General features: G+C 69.5%; 10 protein-coding genes. 8 read left to right on the plus strand and 2 right to left on the minus strand.

Annotated features, from left to right (window positions below; genetic code table 11):
* Positions 1–11: 11 nt before the first annotated feature.
* Together QSK35_RS04860 and QSK35_RS04865 are read left to right on the plus strand one after the other, a co-directional pair.
* On the plus strand, positions 12–2,261 hold the full coding sequence (locus QSK35_RS04860) for a twin-arginine translocation signal domain-containing protein (protein ID WP_285742716.1): 2,250 nt from the start codon (positions 12–14) through the stop codon (positions 2,259–2,261).
* Positions 2,262–2,379: 118 nt separating this feature from the next.
* Entirely contained in the window at positions 2,380–3,735 is a 1,356-nt protein-coding gene (locus QSK35_RS04865; RefSeq protein ID WP_285742718.1) for a pyridoxal phosphate-dependent decarboxylase family protein, read from the plus strand.
* On the opposite strand, the gene QSK35_RS04870 is transcribed toward QSK35_RS04865, so the two are convergent.
* Positions 3,702–4,277 (minus strand): TetR/AcrR family transcriptional regulator, encoded by a 576-nt coding sequence (locus QSK35_RS04870; protein ID WP_285742720.1) that lies wholly within the window; start codon positions 4,275–4,277, stop codon positions 3,702–3,704. The genes QSK35_RS04865 and QSK35_RS04870 overlap by 34 nt on opposite strands.
* 40 nt (positions 4,278–4,317) lie before the next feature.
* Between QSK35_RS04870 and QSK35_RS04875 the strand changes: the two genes are divergently transcribed.
* Positions 4,318–5,292, plus strand: coding sequence for a glycoside hydrolase family 113 protein (locus QSK35_RS04875; RefSeq protein WP_285742721.1), 975 nt, complete (start codon positions 4,318–4,320; stop codon positions 5,290–5,292).
* Between the two features lie 111 nt (positions 5,293–5,403).
* On the opposite strand, the gene QSK35_RS04880 is transcribed toward QSK35_RS04875, so the two are convergent.
* Complete coding sequence (locus QSK35_RS04880; protein ID WP_285742722.1) at positions 5,404–5,979, minus strand: MarR family winged helix-turn-helix transcriptional regulator; 576 nt, start codon at positions 5,977–5,979, stop codon at positions 5,404–5,406.
* 313 nt (positions 5,980–6,292) lie between these two features.
* Between QSK35_RS04880 and QSK35_RS04885 the strand changes: the two genes are divergently transcribed.
* The 5 genes from QSK35_RS04885 (at position 6,293) to QSK35_RS04905 (ending at position 16,488) form a co-directional block, all read left to right on the plus strand.
* Positions 6,293–7,627 carry a glutamine synthetase family protein gene (locus QSK35_RS04885; protein ID WP_285742723.1) on the plus strand — a complete coding sequence of 445 codons (1,335 nt, stop codon included), beginning with the start codon at positions 6,293–6,295 and terminating at the stop codon, positions 7,625–7,627.
* A gap of 10 nt (positions 7,628–7,637) precedes the next feature.
* Complete coding sequence (locus QSK35_RS04890) at positions 7,638–10,124, plus strand: DEAD/DEAH box helicase (RefSeq protein WP_285742725.1); 2,487 nt, start codon at positions 7,638–7,640, stop codon at positions 10,122–10,124.
* Positions 10,108–12,339: a hypothetical protein gene (locus QSK35_RS04895; RefSeq protein WP_285742727.1), complete on the plus strand. Its 2,232-nt coding sequence runs from the start codon at positions 10,108–10,110 to the stop codon at positions 12,337–12,339. Before QSK35_RS04890 ends, QSK35_RS04895 begins: the two co-directional genes overlap by 17 nt.
* Positions 12,336–14,567, plus strand: a complete 2,232-nt coding sequence (locus QSK35_RS04900; protein ID WP_285742729.1) for a hypothetical protein — start codon at positions 12,336–12,338, stop codon at positions 14,565–14,567. The genes QSK35_RS04895 and QSK35_RS04900 overlap by 4 nt, the downstream gene beginning before the upstream one ends.
* A 604-nt stretch (positions 14,568–15,171) precedes the next feature.
* Complete coding sequence (locus QSK35_RS04905; RefSeq protein WP_285742731.1) at positions 15,172–16,488, plus strand: C40 family peptidase; 1,317 nt, start codon at positions 15,172–15,174, stop codon at positions 16,486–16,488.
* Positions 16,489–16,499: the final 11 nt, after the last annotated feature.

The raw sequence follows: 16,499 nt of genomic DNA on the forward strand, positions 1-16,499 counted from the left end.
GAGGGACACGCATGACAGAGTTGTCCAGAAGGACCTTCCTGTACGGGACTGGCGCCGCGGCGGCCGTATCTGCGCTACCGAGCACGCCCGCGTTCGCCGAACCGCAGACATCGGGTCATCGCGTGCACCAGAGCGTCGTCGAAGACGCCAGGATGGAATGGCGCACACTGCCGAAGAACTGGGGCGACAGCCCGTTCCTCGCGAACGGCTTCCTCGGCGTGCAGATCTACGCGGGCCGCACCGCCAACGAGCTCAAGCTGATGCTCAGCCACTCCGAGGTGCAGGACCAGCGCGTGCAGTGGGAGGCCGCGATCGGCCTGTCCCGCCTGCCGATCGGCTACCTGACCATGACCTACGCGGGCGCGATCACCGCCGTGAACTGGACGCTCGACCTGTGGAACGCCGAACTGCGCGGGACCGTGACCACGGCGCAGGGCAGCTCCGAGTTCGCCCTGCTGGTGCACAACGACCGCAGCACGCTGATCGCCCGGCAGCAGGGTTCCGACCAGGCGAAGTGGGGCTTCCAGCCACTGGAGAGCGCGACCACCCGCACGATCCGCAAGCCGCCGGAGTACACCGCGAACCCGCCGGCCACGCTCGGCACCGCCAACGGCGTCTCCTACGCCGCGCAGCCGTTGCACGCGGGCGGCGGCTACACCACGGCGTGGCGCGCGGACGACAACGGCAGGTTCGCCGCACACGTCGGCTACAGCCACCCGCAGGACACGCACACCTCCGACGCGATCCGCGAGGTGCGCCAGGCGCTGGCGATCCCGCACCCGGTGCTGACCGCACAACACCGCCGCTGGTGGCACAACTACTACGAGCGCAGCCTGGTGTCCGTTCCGGACAAGCTGGTGCAGCGCTACTACTGGATCCAGCTGTACAAGATGGCGTCCGCGACCCGTGCCGGCGGACCGGTGATCTCCGAGTGGGGCCCGTGGTTCCCGGAGCAGGGCGCGAGCTGGACCGCCGTGTGGTGGAACCTCAACGTCCAGGTCTCGTATCCGATCGTCAACGGCTCCAACCACCACGAGCTCGACGCCGTCACCGCGACGCTGCGCAAGTACGAGTCGAACCTCGAGTCCAACATCCGGCCGGAGTTCCGCGACGGCAACTCCTACGCGATCTGCCACCCCGGCGACCGCACGCTGCGCCCCGGTCCCCGCTACTGCGGCGTGCCCGGTGTCGCGCCCAACGACCACACCGGCAACCTGTTGTGGGCCATGCACAACGTGTGGCTCGGCTACCGGCACACCATGGACCGCCGGGTGCGCGACGAGGTGCTGCTGCCGATCCTCACCAAGGCCGTCAACTACTACGCCCGGTTCCTCGTCGAGGGCACCGACGGCAAGCTGCACCTGCCCGAGACGCGCTCGCCGGAGTACGCCAACGCCACCGACACGACCTACGACCTGTCGCTGATCCGCTGGGGCGTCAGGACGTTGCTCGAACTGGGCGGCGAGAACCCGCGGTGGCGCGACATCCTCACCCGGCTCGTGCCGTACCACCGGGGCGACAACGGGGTGCTGATCGGCGCGAACGTGCCGTTGAACGACTCGCACCGGCACTTCTCGCACATGCTGTGGTTCTACCCGCTGCACGAGCTGACGTGGGACTCGCCGGAACACCGCGACCTGATCACGAAGACGTTCAACCACTGGACGAGCCGCACCAACCTCTGGGCGGGCTACAGCTACGGCGCCGCGTCGTCCATGGCGTCCAACATGAACCGGCCCGAGGACGCCCTGTCGTTCCTGCGGTACTTCCTCGACCGCAAGCCGGTCGGCGCGAACGCGGTGCTCACCGAGAACACCTTCTACCGGGAGGGCGGCAACCTCGCGATCGAGAGCCCGCTGGTGTCCGCGCAGGCCGTGCTGGAGATGCTGGTCCAGTCACACAGCGGGGTCGTGCGCGTGTTCCCGTCGGTGTCCTCGACGTGGCGGGACGCCTCCATCGCGTCACTGCGCACGCAGGGCGCGTTCCTGGTCGACGCGTCGCGGTCGAACGGGGCGACGGACTGGGTCCGCGTGCACAGCGAGGCCGGCGAGCCGCTGGTGCTGCGGCACGGCATCGTCGGCGACATCGACGTGCGCGACCAGTTCGGCCGCCGGCTCGAACACAAGCAGCAGGCCAACGGCACCGCGATCCGCCTGCGCAAGGGCCAGACCGCGATCGTCAGCCGCCGCGGCACCCGCCCCGACCTCTGCCCGCGGGATGTCCCCGCCAACGGCTCCGCCCCGCGCTGGGGCCTCCCGTAACCGCCGTCAAGGGCACCCTCACGGCGTCTCATGTCGCGAGGGTGCCCTTAACGGCACCCACGTTCGCAGCTATCGTTCAGTTTTGAACGGTTTCCCCGTATGGACGAGTGAGGCTGCTGTGGATCTCCGGTACTGGATCGACAAGGCTTTGACCGCCCACGAGAAGTGGGCCGCGGAGTTCGGTGCCTTCACCCCTCACTCGTCCATGCGGGTGGACGACGCGTCGCTCGGGACCGCCCTGGAGCGGCTGCAGGACCGGTTGCGCGACAACTATCCGTTCTTCCACCCGCGCTACGCGGGCCAGATGCTCAAGCCGCCGCACCCCGTGGCGATCGTGGGCTACCTGTCCGCGATGCTGATCAACCCGAACAACCACGCCCTCGACGGGGGCCCGGCGACCGCGAAGATGGAACGCGAGGTCGTCGCCCAGCTCGCCGCCATGTTCGGCTATCCCGCCGAGCACCTCGGGCACCTCACGTCGAGCGGCACCATCGCGAACCTGGAGGCATTGTTCGTCGCCCGCGAGCTGCACCCCGGCCGCGGCGTGGCGTACAGCGCGGAGGCGCACTACACACATTCGCGCATGTGCGGCGTGCTCGGCATGCGCGGCTACAGCGTGCCCGCCGACGGCCGTGGGCGGATGGACCTCGACGCGCTGGAGGACCTGCTGAGGACCGGCGAGGTCGGCACGGTCGTGCTCACCCCCGGCACCACCGCGCTGGGCGCCATCGAACCCGTGCACGAGGCGCTCCAGCTGCGGGAACGCTACGGCGTGCGGATCCACATCGATGGCGCGTACGGCGGGTTCTTCACGCTGCTGGCCGGTACCGAGCTCGATCCCGAACCGTGGCGCGCGATCGCTGAGGCCGACTCGATCGTCGTCGACCCGCACAAGCACGGGCTGCAGCCCTACGGGTGCGGCGCGGTGCTGTTCCGCGACCCGTCCGTCGGCCGGTACTACCTGCACGACTCGCCGTACACGTACTTCACGTCCGACGAGCTGCACCTCGGCGAGATCAGCCTGGAGTGCTCACGGGCGGGCGCGGCGGCGGCCGGGCTGTGGCTGACGTTCCAGATGCTGCCGCCGACCCGCGAAGGGCTCGGCGAGGTGCTGGCCGCGGGCCGGCGCGCAGCCGTCCGGTGGGCGTCGATGATCTCGGCGTCGGACGATCTGGAGCTCTACCAGGAGCCCGAGCTCGACATCGTCTCGTACTTCCCGCGCACGTCGCCGCTCGCGCTGTCCGCGATCGACGAGGCGTCGAACCGGATCATGCACGACGGCATGACCGCGGCCGACCCGGTGTTCCTCAGCGTCGCGCGGGCCTCGGCCGCGGCGTTCGAGTCGCGCCACCCGTCGGTGGTCGCGGACGCGGACGGCGCACGCGTGCTGCGCAGCGTGCTGATGAAGCCCGAGTCCGAGGACTTCCTCGACACCCTGCATCAGCGCGTGCTGGAGCTGACCAGGGGCAGGTAGACGTCGTCGACGATCTCGACGATCACCTCGTCGGCGACCTCGGTCACCCCGCGCGTCACGTACTCGTTGCGCAGCAGCACGACCGCCACGGTCGCGACGCGCGGGTTCAACGCCTCCGGCCGCGCCTGGCCGCGCTCGACGGCGCGCCGCAGGATGGTCAGCCACAGCTCGGAGCCTCCGTCGGCCATGCGTTCGTGCAGCTCGGTGAGCAGCTCGGGTTCGGTGTGCAGGCTCGCGAGCAGCCCGCGCAGGATGTCGCCGTTCGGCGAGGACAGGTGCCGGTTGGCGTTGCGCAGCGTCTCCAGCACGTCGGTGCGCAGGTCGCCGGTGTCCGGGATGACGGTGCGGTCCTGCATGAGCTGCCGGTACGCGGCGATGCCGAGCGCCGCCCGGTTCGGCCATCGGCGGTAGATCGCGTTCTTGTTGGTGCCCGCCCGCTTCGCGACGCGGTCCATGGTCAGCCCCGGATACCCGGACTCGGCCAGCTCGTCGGCGGCCGCGCGCAGGATCGCGTCCTCCAGCACCGCTCCTCGCCGCCTCATGGCTTGATCCTACATAAGGTACTTGGTGTACCTTATTTTCATGAGAGCGAGAGGCATCAGCTACGACACAGGCTTCTTCGACCACGGCTTCAGCACCCACGAGCCGTGGGATCCCGAGGTGGTGGCGCGCGAGCTGCGCGTCATCCGCGACGACCTGCACTGCAACGCCGTCCGACTGATCGGGTCCTCCCCCGACCGTCTGATGACCGCGGCGTCGCTGGCCGCGGACCTGGGGCTGGAGGTGTGGCTCTGCCCGTGGACCTCGGACTTCACCCAGTCGGAGCTGCACTCGTTGCTCGTGGACCTCGCGGCGCGGGCCGAGCCATTACGGGCGCGCACCGAGGTGGTGATGGTGCTGGGCGCCGAGCTGTGCCTGCTGACCAGCGGGTTCCTGCCGGGCGACACCATCCACGAGCGGATCGAGGGGCTATCGGCTCATCGTGCCGAGCTGCCGAAGCTGCCGACGAAGATCAACGCGTTCCTGGGGCGGGCGGTCGCGGCCGTGCGCGAGGTGTTCGACGGAAAGGTCACCTACGCGTCGATCCCGTTCGAAGGGGTCGACTGGACGCCGTTCGACATCGTCGGCGTGGACGCGCACCGCACCGCGGAGGTCGCCGATATCTACCCGGAGGCGATCCGGAAGCTGGTCGCGCAGGGCAAGCCGGTCGCGATCACCGAGTTCGGGTGCGCCACGTTCAAGGGCGCCGGGGCCATGGGGGCGCGGGCGGCGATGATCGTCGAGTACGACGGCTACCGCCCCGCCCGGCTCAAAGGCCAGTACGAACGCGACGAGCAGGAGCAGGCCGAGCAGCTGCGCGAGCTCATCGGGATCTACGAGGACACCGGCGTGGACGCGGCGTTCGTGTTCACCTTCGCGAACTTTCCACTCACCGGACCGCTCGATCTCGCCAGCTATGGCGTCGTCGAGGCGCGCGAGGACCGCACGTGGACCCCCAAGGCGGCGTTCGCCGCAGTCGCAGAGTCCTACGCGAAGTCGCGCCGGCGTCTGGACTGAGTCATTTCGTGTGCGATCGGCGCCCTAGCGCCGGGCGCGCACGAAATCACGAGGGAAGACGGCGGCATCCGGCGACTTCGCCGCGCGAGCGGGCGAGCGCCATCAGCACAGCTAGCTCGTCTTCGCGCGGCGTCCCGATCGGCGCGGCGGCAGCGGGGTGTCGCCGCGCAGGTCGAGCCGGCGCTGCTCGCCGTTGGCCTCCAGGTGCGTGACCATGCGGCGGAGCATGTCGGCGAGCGACTGCGCCTCCTCGCGCTCGAGCGGGTCGGAGACGAAGACCTCTTCCTCGTTGAACCGCGGGAAGAGCTCTCCCATCAACTCCTCGCCCTCGGGCGTGAGGCGCAGGACCGCGAGCCGGCCGTCCGTCGGGTGGCCGAGGCGTTCCAGCAGGCCACGTGACTGCAGCGTCTTCGCGACGCCCGTCAGCGTGCCCTTGGAGATACCCGCCTCCTCCGCGACGTACCTGGTCTCCATCTCGCCCCAGATCCACACGACCCAGAGCACGACGAAGCCGGTCCAGGTCAGGTCGCTGCTGCGCAGCACGGAGTTCTCGAGGTGCTGACGGATGGCGGTCGCCGCCCGGTGGATGTTCGACACAGCCGCCATCTGCTCACGATGCAGCGGAACCGCGCCGAGCTTCGCCTGTACGGCCTTCTCGGTCTCGGCGATCGTGTGGTGACCAGACAACTGACGTTCTCCCGTGCTCGGACGTGGTAGTTCCCGGCACAATACTTGCGCTAACAAACTATGTCTTGGAGATGTTGCGAGTCTCCTCGCAGTTTGATCACGATCGAACACTGCACATGATCTCGTGACGGTGGTCACCCGTCCAGTTACGGAGGGTTGCCCGATGCTGGACGATGAGTGTGGAGTGCCCACTGAGACCGATCATGGTCTTTAGCTCCACGGCCGGGTAGATAGCGTTTGTCTCCTTACGTTATCCCCTCCGAGCCTGCAAGACACGTTGCCGGAAAGGTAGTTCGGCGTGGTCGGTGAACACGTGACACGAGAACTCGCGGCGAAGCTCGGCGAGGACGGGATAGACGTGGTGCGGGTGGTCTTCCCCGACCTGCTCGGCACCGATCGGGGCCGTGACGTGCTCGTTGAGCACCTGGAGACGGTCACCCAGCGGGGGCTGTCGTTCTGCCGCGCCGTCTACAACGCGACCGCCACGGGTAAGACCACGCAGACCGGTGGTGTTCTCGACGCGGGCCTGCCGGACATCATCGTTGTACCCGATCTGACCACCATGCTTCCCATTCCTTGGGAACCGGGGGTCGCCTGGTGTATCGGCGACGCCGTCAGCCCGGCCGACGAGAGACCCGTGGACGAGGCGCCGCGGCAGGTGCTGCGCCGAGTCCTCGAGATCTTCGACTCCACCGGACTGACCCCTGTCGTCGGTCCGGAGCTGGAGTACTACCTGTGCGTGCCGGACGAAGATCGCCCGAATGGGTGGCGTCCGTATAGCGACGAGCCCGGGAGTGTCTACGCGACCGGGCGGCGGGGCGATGGCGACGGGCACCTCCTGCAGACGTTGCGCACGCTCAGCTCGGCGGGGCTGCAGGCGACCGGCGGCAACCACGAGTACTGCGGCGGCCAGTTCGAGATCAACCTGATGCACTCGCGGGCCATGGACGCGGCCGACCGGGCGTTCCGGTTCAAGACCTCGGTCAAGGAACTGGCGCGGCGCGAGGGCCGGCTGGCGACGTTCATGGCGAAGCCGTTCAACGAGGGCGGCGGCTCCGGGTTCCACCTGCACCTGTCGCTGCACGAGGCGGACGGGCGCAACGCCTTCCAGTCCCCCGACACCACCTACGGGCTGTCCGACCAGGCTCGCTGGGCGATCGGCGGGATCCTCTCGCACGCCCCGGCGCTGGCGGCGCTGCTCAACCCGACGGTCAACTCCTACAAACGGTTCGGGCCGGACTCGCTGGCGCCGTGGCTGATCGACTGGGGGCTGGACAACCGCAGCGCGATGGTCCGCGTGCCCGCCGAGCGCGGCGAGACGACCCGGCTGGAGCTGCGGCTCGGGGACGCCTCGGCGAACCCGTACCTCGCGATCGCCGGCCTCGTGGCGGCCGTGCACCTGGGCATGCGGGATCGGATCGACCCGCCGCGCCCGTCCGCGGGCTACGGCTACGACCCGGCGAAGGCGCCGACGCTGCCCGCCACGCTGCCGGACGCCCTGGCCTATCTGGAGGAGGACACGGCGCTCGTCGACGTGCTCGGCAAGGACTTCGTGCGGTCCTATGTGGACTTCAAATGGGAGGAGGTCGCTCGCTTCCAGCGGTTCGTCACCGACTGGGAGTTCACCGAGTACGCCTACCACATATGATTCAGCGGCGATGACGAAACTCACCGACCGGCTGCTGACCATTGCCGACGAAGACGAACTCTACGACGCCTTCTCCGCCTGGGCGGGTGAACGCGGCCTGGAGCTGTACCCGGCGCAGCAGGAGGCGTTGATCGAGCTCGTCTCCGGGTCGAACGTCATCCTCAGCACACCCACCGGCTCCGGCAAGAGCCTCGTGGCCATGGGCGCCCACTTCGCCGCGATGGCCGGCAACCAGCGCACCTTCTACACCGCGCCGATCAAGGCGCTGGTCTCGGAGAAGTTCTTCGCACTTTGTGAGGTGTTCGGTCCCGAGAACGTCGGCATGATGACCGGCGACGCGTCGGTCAACGACGGCGCGCCGATCATCTGCTGCACCGCCGAGATCCTGGCGAACATCGCGCTGCGCGACGGCGCCTCGGCCGACGTCGGCCAGGTCGTCATGGACGAGTTCCACTTCTACTCCGAGCCGGACCGCGGCTGGGCGTGGCAGGTGCCGATCGTGGAGCTGCCGCAGGCGCAGTTCCTGCTGATGTCCGCGACGCTCGGCGACGTCACGTTCTTCGAGAAGGACCTGACCCGCCGCACCGGCCGCCCGACCGCCGTGGTCCGCTCGGCGCAGCGGCCCGTGCCGCTGAACTTCCAGTACGTGCTGACGCCGTTGCACGAGACGATCGAGGACCTGCTGCACGGCCGCGAGGCGCCGATCTACGTCGTGCACTTCACCCAGGCGTCCGCGCTGGAGCGCGCGCAGTCGCTCATGAGCGTGAACGTCTGCACGAAGGCCGAGAAGGACGCGATCGCGGCGATGATCGGGAACTTCCGGTTCACCTCCGGGTTCGGCAAGACGCTGTCGCGGCTCGTCCGGCACGGCATCGGCGTGCACCACGCGGGCATGCTGCCCAAGTACCGGCGGCTGGTGGAGACGCTGGCGCAGGCGGGCCTGCTGAAGGTCATCTGCGGCACCGACACCCTGGGTGTGGGGATCAACGTCCCGATCCGGACCGTGGTCTTCACGGCGTTGTCGAAGTACGACGGCGTGCGCACCCGGATCCTGAAGGCGCGCGAGTTCCACCAGATCGCCGGCCGGGCGGGCCGCGCCGGGTACGACACCGTCGGCACGGTCGTCGTGCAGGCGCCCGAGCACGTGGTCGAGAACGAGAAGGCGCTCGCCAAGGCGGGTGACGACCCGAAGAAGCGGCGCAAGGTCGTGCGCAAGAAGCCGCCGGAGGGCTTCGTGTCCTGGGGTGACGCGACGTTCGAGCGCCTGGTCGCCGCCGAGCCGGAGCCGCTGACGTCGTCGTTCGCCGTCTCGCACGCGATGCTGCTGAACGTGATCGGCCGTCAGGGCGACGCGTTCGCCGCCATGCGGCACCTGCTGGAGGACAACCACGAGGACCGGCCCAAGCAGCTCAAGCACATCCGCCGGGCGTTCATGATCTACCGCGCGCTGGCCGCCGCGGGCGTGGTCGAGCGCGTGGACGGCGACTTCCGGCTCACCGTCGACCTGCAGGCGAACTTCGCGCTGAACCAGCCGCTGTCGCCGTTCGCCCTCGCGGCCATCTCGCTGCTGGATTCCTCGGCGCCCGGCTACGAGCTGGACGTGCTCTCGGTGATCGAGTCCACTTTGGATGATCCGCGCCAGATCCTCGGCGCCCAGGAGCACAAGGCGCGCGGCGAGGCCATTGGGGCGATGAAGGCCGAGGGCCTGGAGTACGAGCAGCGGATGGAGCTGCTCGAGGACGTGACGTACCCGAAGCCGTTGGAGGAGCTGCTCTTCGCGGCGTTCGAGACCTACCGGCGCGGTCACCCGTGGGTCGCCGACCATCACCTGTCGCCCAAGGCCGTCGTGCGCGACATGTACGAGCGCGCGATGACGTTCAGCGAGTACGTCTCTTTCTACGGGCTGGCCCGCTCCGAGGGCCTCGTGCTGCGTTACCTCGCGGACGCCTACAAGGCGATGTCTCAGACCGTGCCCGAAGAGGCGAAGACCGAGGAGCTGCACGACCTCATCTCGTGGCTGGGCGAGCTGGTGCGTCAGGTCGACTCGTCGTTGATCGACGAGTGGGAGAAGCTGACCAACCCGACCGATGCCTCGCCGGAGGTCCGCGTCGACGACGGGCCGCCCGCGGTCACGCGGAATGTGCGGGCCTTCCGGGTGCTGGTGCGCAACGCGTTGTTCCGCCGGGTCGAGCTGGCCGCGCGCCGCGACTGGTACTCGCTGGGCGAGCTGGACCACGAGTCCGGCTGGACGGCCAAGGAGTGGATGGACGCCCTGGAGCCGTACTTCGAGGAGCACTCGGACATCGGCATCGGCGCCAACGCCCGCGGTCCGGCCCTACTGATCATCAACGAGGAGCCCGATCGCTGGGTGGTGCGGCAGATCTTCGACGACCCCGCGGGCGACCACGACTGGGGCATCAACGCGGAGATCAACCTCGCGGAGTCCGACGAGCTGGGCGCCGCGGCCGTCACGATCACCGATGTCGGTCAGCTCTGACTTCCCTCAGGTCGTGGGCAAGTCCCGCGTCCTGCTGGAAGCGTTGCTGGACGGCGAGAAGTCCACCGCGGAGCTCGCTTCCCTGCTCGGCACCAGGCACGTCGCGACCTACGTGCTGCGGCTGCGCAAGGCACTCGGTTCGCCGGAGCTGGTGCACACGACGTTCACCGGGTACCGGCTGGAGCTGCCGGCCCGGCCCACGCCGGTGTTCCAGCTCCCCGCCCCGGTCGGCAGTTTCGTGGGCCGCTTGGGTGAACTCTCCCGGATCCTGTCGGCCACTGGACCGGTCGTGATCAGCGGCCCGCCCGGCATCGGCAAGACCGCGCTCGCCATCACCGCCGGGCACGCGCTGGCTTCCGACTACCCCGACGGCCAGCTCTACGCCGACCTGCGCGGCTACTCCCCCGAACCACCGCTAGCGCCTTCCGTTGTGCTGTCCCGGTTCCTGCGCGCGCTCGGCGTGCACCCCGACCGCATGCCGATGACCGAGGAGGCGCTCGCACGCGAGTTTCGCGCGTTGGTCCGCGACACGCGAATGCTCGTCGTGCTGGACAACGCCGCCTCCGACGACCAGGTGCGCCCGCTGCTGCCGGGCGGCCGGTGCGGGGTGCTGATCACGAGCCGCGCGGACCTGCCGTCGTTCACCGGCGTCCGGCTCGGCACGCTGCACCCGGACGAGGCCGCATCCCTGGTGCACGGCGACACCGAGCTGGCCGAGTGGTGCGGCTACTACCCCTTGGCACTGCGCATCGCACTGGGCAACCTGATCGGCCGCCCGGACGTGGAATCCTATGTAGACGAGCTCCGCACCGACCGGCTCGACGCGCTCGCCGTCGATGGAGACGCGGGCGTACGGCGGGCGTTCGACCTCTCGTACGCGACACTCGGACCGGACGAGGCGAGGTTGTTCGGCCTGTTGAGCGTCGTACCGGGAGACTTCAGCGTTCACGCCGCCATGGCACTGCTTGAGGTCGATCACCCGGCCGCGTCGGCGTCGCTCGACCGGCTCGTGTCGGCGAACCTGGTGCACCGTTCGGGCGACCGGTTCGTCCTGCACGACCTGCTGCGCGACTACGCCGCCGAGAAGGCCTCCGCGGAGGCGGCCGGCGCGAGGTTGCTCCGCTGGTACATGGCCGCCACGCAGACAGCGGCCAGGATCGTTTACCCCGAGCTGAGCACCAGCCCGGTCCCGCCCTCCGCCGCCGTGCCCGACCTGCCGGACACCGACGCCGCACTCGCCTGGCTCACCGCCGAGCGGCAGAACATCATCGCCGCCATCCACCGGTTCACGGCCGACGGCCCGGCCGAGCTGACGCCGCACCTGGTCGACACAGTCGGCGGCCTGTTCGGCGCATACGGCCACACCGCCGAGTACTTCGCGGCCGCCGACGCCGCACTGCGGGCCGCCCACGCGTCCGGGAACACCGAGGCGGAAGGCGCGATGCTCGTCATGCTCGGCGGCGCCCACCACAACCGAGGCGAGCTGCGCCGGGCGCTGGAGCTCTTCCGCGCGGCCGACGACCTCGGCGCCACAGCGCGCAGCCCGTGGCTGCTCGGGTTCCGCTGCGTGCTGGAACTCGAGCTGGGTGACCTCGCGGCCGCGCGGGCTACCAACGAACACGGACACGAGGTCGCCGCGGCATGGCCGGACGTGCCGTTCCTCGAAGCCGGTCCGCTGCTGGGCGAGGGCACGCTGGCGCGGCTGACCGGCGACGTCGCGACCGCCGTCGCTCAGCTGCGCGCGGCACTGCGCCGCGTCGAGTCGCACGGCCTGGACAACATGAGAACCGCCGTGCTGCTCGAACTCGGCCGCTGCCTGCCACCCGCCGAGGCGATCCCGGTGCTGCGGGACGCCGTGGCCACGGCGACCAGCCTCGAGGTGACGAGGTTCCACGCCGAGGCCCTCGCCGAGCTCGCCGTCGCGGAATGCGCGGCAGGGGACATCGCGACCGCACGGGACACGGTGACACGCGCGCTCGACCTCGTGGCCGCGATGGGCGACACCCCTCGCGTGGAGTCGACCGTGCACCACGCCCACGGCGCAGTGCTGACCGCCATGGCCGCCCACGACGAGGCGCACGCGGCGTTCACGCTCGCCCTCGACCGCGCGCTGACCGCCGAGTCCCCGTACGACGCGATGCGCGCCCACATCGGACTGGGCGACGCGGACTCCGCCCGCACCCTGGCCGACCGACACGGTTTCGCGCTCGCATGAACGCGTACCCGACGGTCACCGGCAAGTCGCGCCTCCTGCTCGACGCACTGCTCGACGGCGAGAAGACGACGGCCGAACTGGCCGCACTGCTCGACACCAGGCACGTGGCGACCTACGTGCTGCGCCTGCGCAGAGCCCTCGGTTCCCCGGAGCTGGTGCAGACGACCTTCACCGGCTACCGCCTGGACCTGCCGCCGCGCCCCGCACCCGTCTTCCAGCTGCCCGCGCCGGTCAGCGGGTTCGTGGGCCGCACTCGCGAGCTGGACCGCATCACGGCGACCACTGTGCCCGATGCGCCTGGGTCGGGTGCGATTGGGTCAGACGCGCCTGGATCTGGTGCGATTGGACCGGTCGTGATCAGCGGCCCGCCCGGCATCGGCAAGACGGCACTCGCCATCACCGCCGGCCACGCCCTCGCGTCCCACTACCCCGACGGCCAGCTCTACGTAGACCTGCGCGGCTACGCACCCGAGCCACCGCTAGCGCCTTCCGTTGTGCTGTCCCGGTTCCTGCGCGCGCTCGGCGTCGAACAGGTGCCCACCGACCCGGAGGCCTTGGGCCGCCGGTTCCGCGCCCTGGTACGTGACGCGCGGCTGCTGGTGGTGCTCGACAACGCCCGCTCGGCCGATCAGGTACGGCCGCTGTTGCCCGGCACGCCGACCTGCGGCGTTCTCATCACGAGTCGATCCGATCTCCCTTCGTTCCCCGCCATCCGCCTAGGCACGCTGCACCCCGACGAGGCCGCGTCCGTGGTCCACGGCAACGCCGAGCTGGCCGAGTGGTGCGGCTACTACCCCCTGGCTCTGCGCATCGCCCTGGGCAACCTGGTCGACCGTCCGGACGTGGAGTCCTATGTAGACGAACTCCGCGCCGACCGCCTGACCGCCCTGTCGGTCGACGGCGACACCGAGGTGCGCCGCACCTTCCACCTGTCGTTCGCCGCACTCGACCCGGCCGACGCCGAGCTGTTCGGACTGCTCGGCACCGTTCCCGGTCCCGACTTCAGCGCCGCCGGCGCCACCGCATTGGCCGGCACCCCGGTTTCACTGGACCGGCTCGTCCAGGCGAACCTCGTGCAACAGACCGGCGATCGCTTCGCCCTGCACGACCTCCTGCGCGAGTACGCCCTGGAGCGCGCCCCGCACTCCCCCGCCGCCGCGCACCGCCTGTTCCAGTGGTACCTGGACAACGCGCGGTCCGCGAGCGCGGCTCTGTTCCCTGAAATCACCTCCGATGCCGTTGCTCTTCCGGTCGACGCCGCCCTCGCGTGGATCACCGCGGAGCGCTCCAACGTGCTGGCGGCGGCCGCACATTGCGCCCGCAACGGACCCGTGGCCCTGTCGTGGCAACTGGTCGACGCGGTCGGCGGTTTCCTTGGCGCGCAGGGCAACGAGGTCGAGTACACCCAGGCCGTCGTCACGGCCCTGGACGCCGCCCGCCGCGCCGGCGACCGCCCCGCCGAAGCCGCGATGCTGATCCGCCTCGCCAGCGCCTACCGCAATCGCGGCGACCTGCGCGCGGCCTACGAACTGTTCAACGGTCTCTCCTTCCCCGACGTCGAGAATCCCTGGCTGCCCAGCGTCCGCGGCACGGTGGAGCTGGAGTGTGGTGACCTCACGGCCGCCGCGGCCTCCTTCCGTGAGGTACTCGGCTACTCGACTCCTTCCGCCCAGGTCAGCGGACTGTTCGGCCTGGGCACCATCTCCGTGCTGACCGGCGACTTCGCCGCCGCGGCCCCGACGCTCCGCTCGGCCGCAGACCTGGCCGCGGCCCACGGCCTGGCGAACCACGAGGCGGCATGCCGCACGTTCCTCGCCTTGTGCCTCGCCGAGTCGGCCGAGTTCGACGAGGCGATCTCGTTGCTGCACAACGCTTTGGCCTTGCGCGGTTCACGGGGTGCGTCCCACCTGCACGCCAGCACTCTGGCGCACCTGACCCTGGTGCTGTGCCGGGCTGGGCGTCTCGCGGAGGCGCGCACCACCGTCACGTCGGCTCTCGAGATGCTCACGTCACTGGGCGGCTCCACGCGGATCGAGGCGCAGGTGCATCACGCGCACGGGACCGTGCTGGCGGCGCTGGGCCTGGATGCCACTCCCGCCTTCTCACTGTCACTGGAACTGTCGGTGGCAGCCGCCTCTCCGTACGACGAGATGCGAGCCCGGCTCGGGCTGGGCGACGTGGCCGGGGCGCGGGCATTGGCTGCCAGGCACGGATTCCACCTGGCATAGCCGGGGACACCACGCGGTGGTGTGGGCGCGGAGCGCAGGTGCATCACGCGCACGGGACCGTGCTGGCGGCCCTGGGCCTGGATGCCACTCCCGCCTTCTCACTGTCACTGGAACTGTCGGTGGCAGCCGCCTCTCCGTACGACGAGATGCGAGCCCGGCTCGGGCTGGGCGATGCGGCCGGGGCACGGGCATTGGCTGCCAGGCACGGATTCCACTTGGCATAGCCGGGACACGCGCCGGCGTGCGGAACGGCTCGCCGGGCTTGCCCCGGCCTAGGCCGCCGGGCACGGATTCCACCTGACATAAGGAAAAAGCCCGCCGACTGGTCGATCAGAGACCAGGTCGCCGAGTTGCTCTGCAAGCAGAAGTGTTCGCTCATGCGTTCGAGCATGCCACAAGATCACGACCGAACAAGCCGCTCACCTGGGTTTTTGACCAAACACGATCGGGTGAACCTTCTGGCGCGCGGAACAAACCCGCGTGACGCGAACGGAAACCCTTTCACCCCAGCGAAAACCTCCAGAACCCCTTGCAGCGGACTTGCAGCCGCCTTGAAGAGGAGCGGGCGAATCTTTCGGTGTCCACGACGGAAGAGGGAGACACCGTGAACATCAAGACCGCACTCGCCGCCACCACCCTGGCCATCATCGCCGCCACCACCGCCCAGGGAATGGCGCAGGCACAGGACATGACCATCCAGTACAACTGCGGGACCTACGCCGGCAACCAGCAGACCTCGCGCGGCGCGGCGCTCACCAAGTCGCTCACCTGGATCCAGGAGAGAGTGCCCTACAGCCAGAGCGCGTGCCACCAGAACCAGTACGGCAACTACCGGACGGACTGCTCGGGCTACGTCTCGATGATCTGGGGGCTCCGGCAGTCGTACACGACCTCCACGATGCACGAGGTCTCACACACTATCGCCCGAGGGGACCTGCGACCAGGTGACGCGTTGAACCGGCCGGGCGAGCACGTGGCGCTGTTCATCGGCTGGGCGGACGCCGCGCACACCCAGGCGCGAGTCCGCGAGCAGGCCGGGCCGAACGGCTCCCCCACCGTCGAGCGGACCTGGAGCGCCGCCACCACCAACAGCTACACCCCCATCCGCTACAACAACATCGTCGACGACCAGGCGCCGCCGACCGGCGGGTCCTCGCTAAGCGGTGACGGCAAGGCGGACATCGCAGCCGTACTACAAGACGGCCAGGTGAAGGCTTGGCGCAACGGCGCCGGTTTCAAAGACATGCCCTGGGACGCCGACGCGATCATCGCCAGTGGCTTCACCAACGAGTCGCTCCACTTCGCCGACCTGGACGGTGACGGCGACAAAGAGATCATCACGGTCCTGGCGGACGGCCAGGTCAAAGCGTGGCGCAACGGCGGCACGTTCAAGGACATGCCGTGGGACGCCGACGCCATCATCGGCACCGGGTTCACCAACGAGTCGCTCCACTTCGCGGACCTCGACGGCGACCGCAAAGCCGAGATCATCACCGTACTCCCCGACGGCCAGGTCAAGGCCTGGCACAACGGCGCCGGCTTCGCCAACAGCCCCTGGGACAACGACGCCATCATCGGCACCGGCTTCACCAACGAGTCACTGCACCTCGCCGACCTCGACGGCGACCGCAAGGCAGAGATCATCACCGTTCTCCCGGACGGCCAGGTCAAGGCCTGGCACAACGGCGCCGGCTTCGCCAACAGCCCGTGGGACAACGACGCGATCATCGCGAGCGGCTTCACCAACGAGAGTGCACACTTCGCGGACCTGGACGGTGACGGCAAGGCGGACATCGCGACCGCCCTCGCCGACGGTCAAGTGAAGGCCTGGCACAACGGCGCCGGGTTCCACGACATGCCGTGGGACGCCGACGCCATCATCGCCAGCGGCTTCACCAACAACGGCCTGCACCTCATCTGACCCGAGCGCGA

Origin of the sequence: Lentzea sp. NBRC 105346 (assembly GCF_030269605.1) — a bacterium.
Taxonomy (GTDB): domain Bacteria; phylum Actinomycetota; class Actinomycetes; order Mycobacteriales; family Pseudonocardiaceae; genus Lentzea.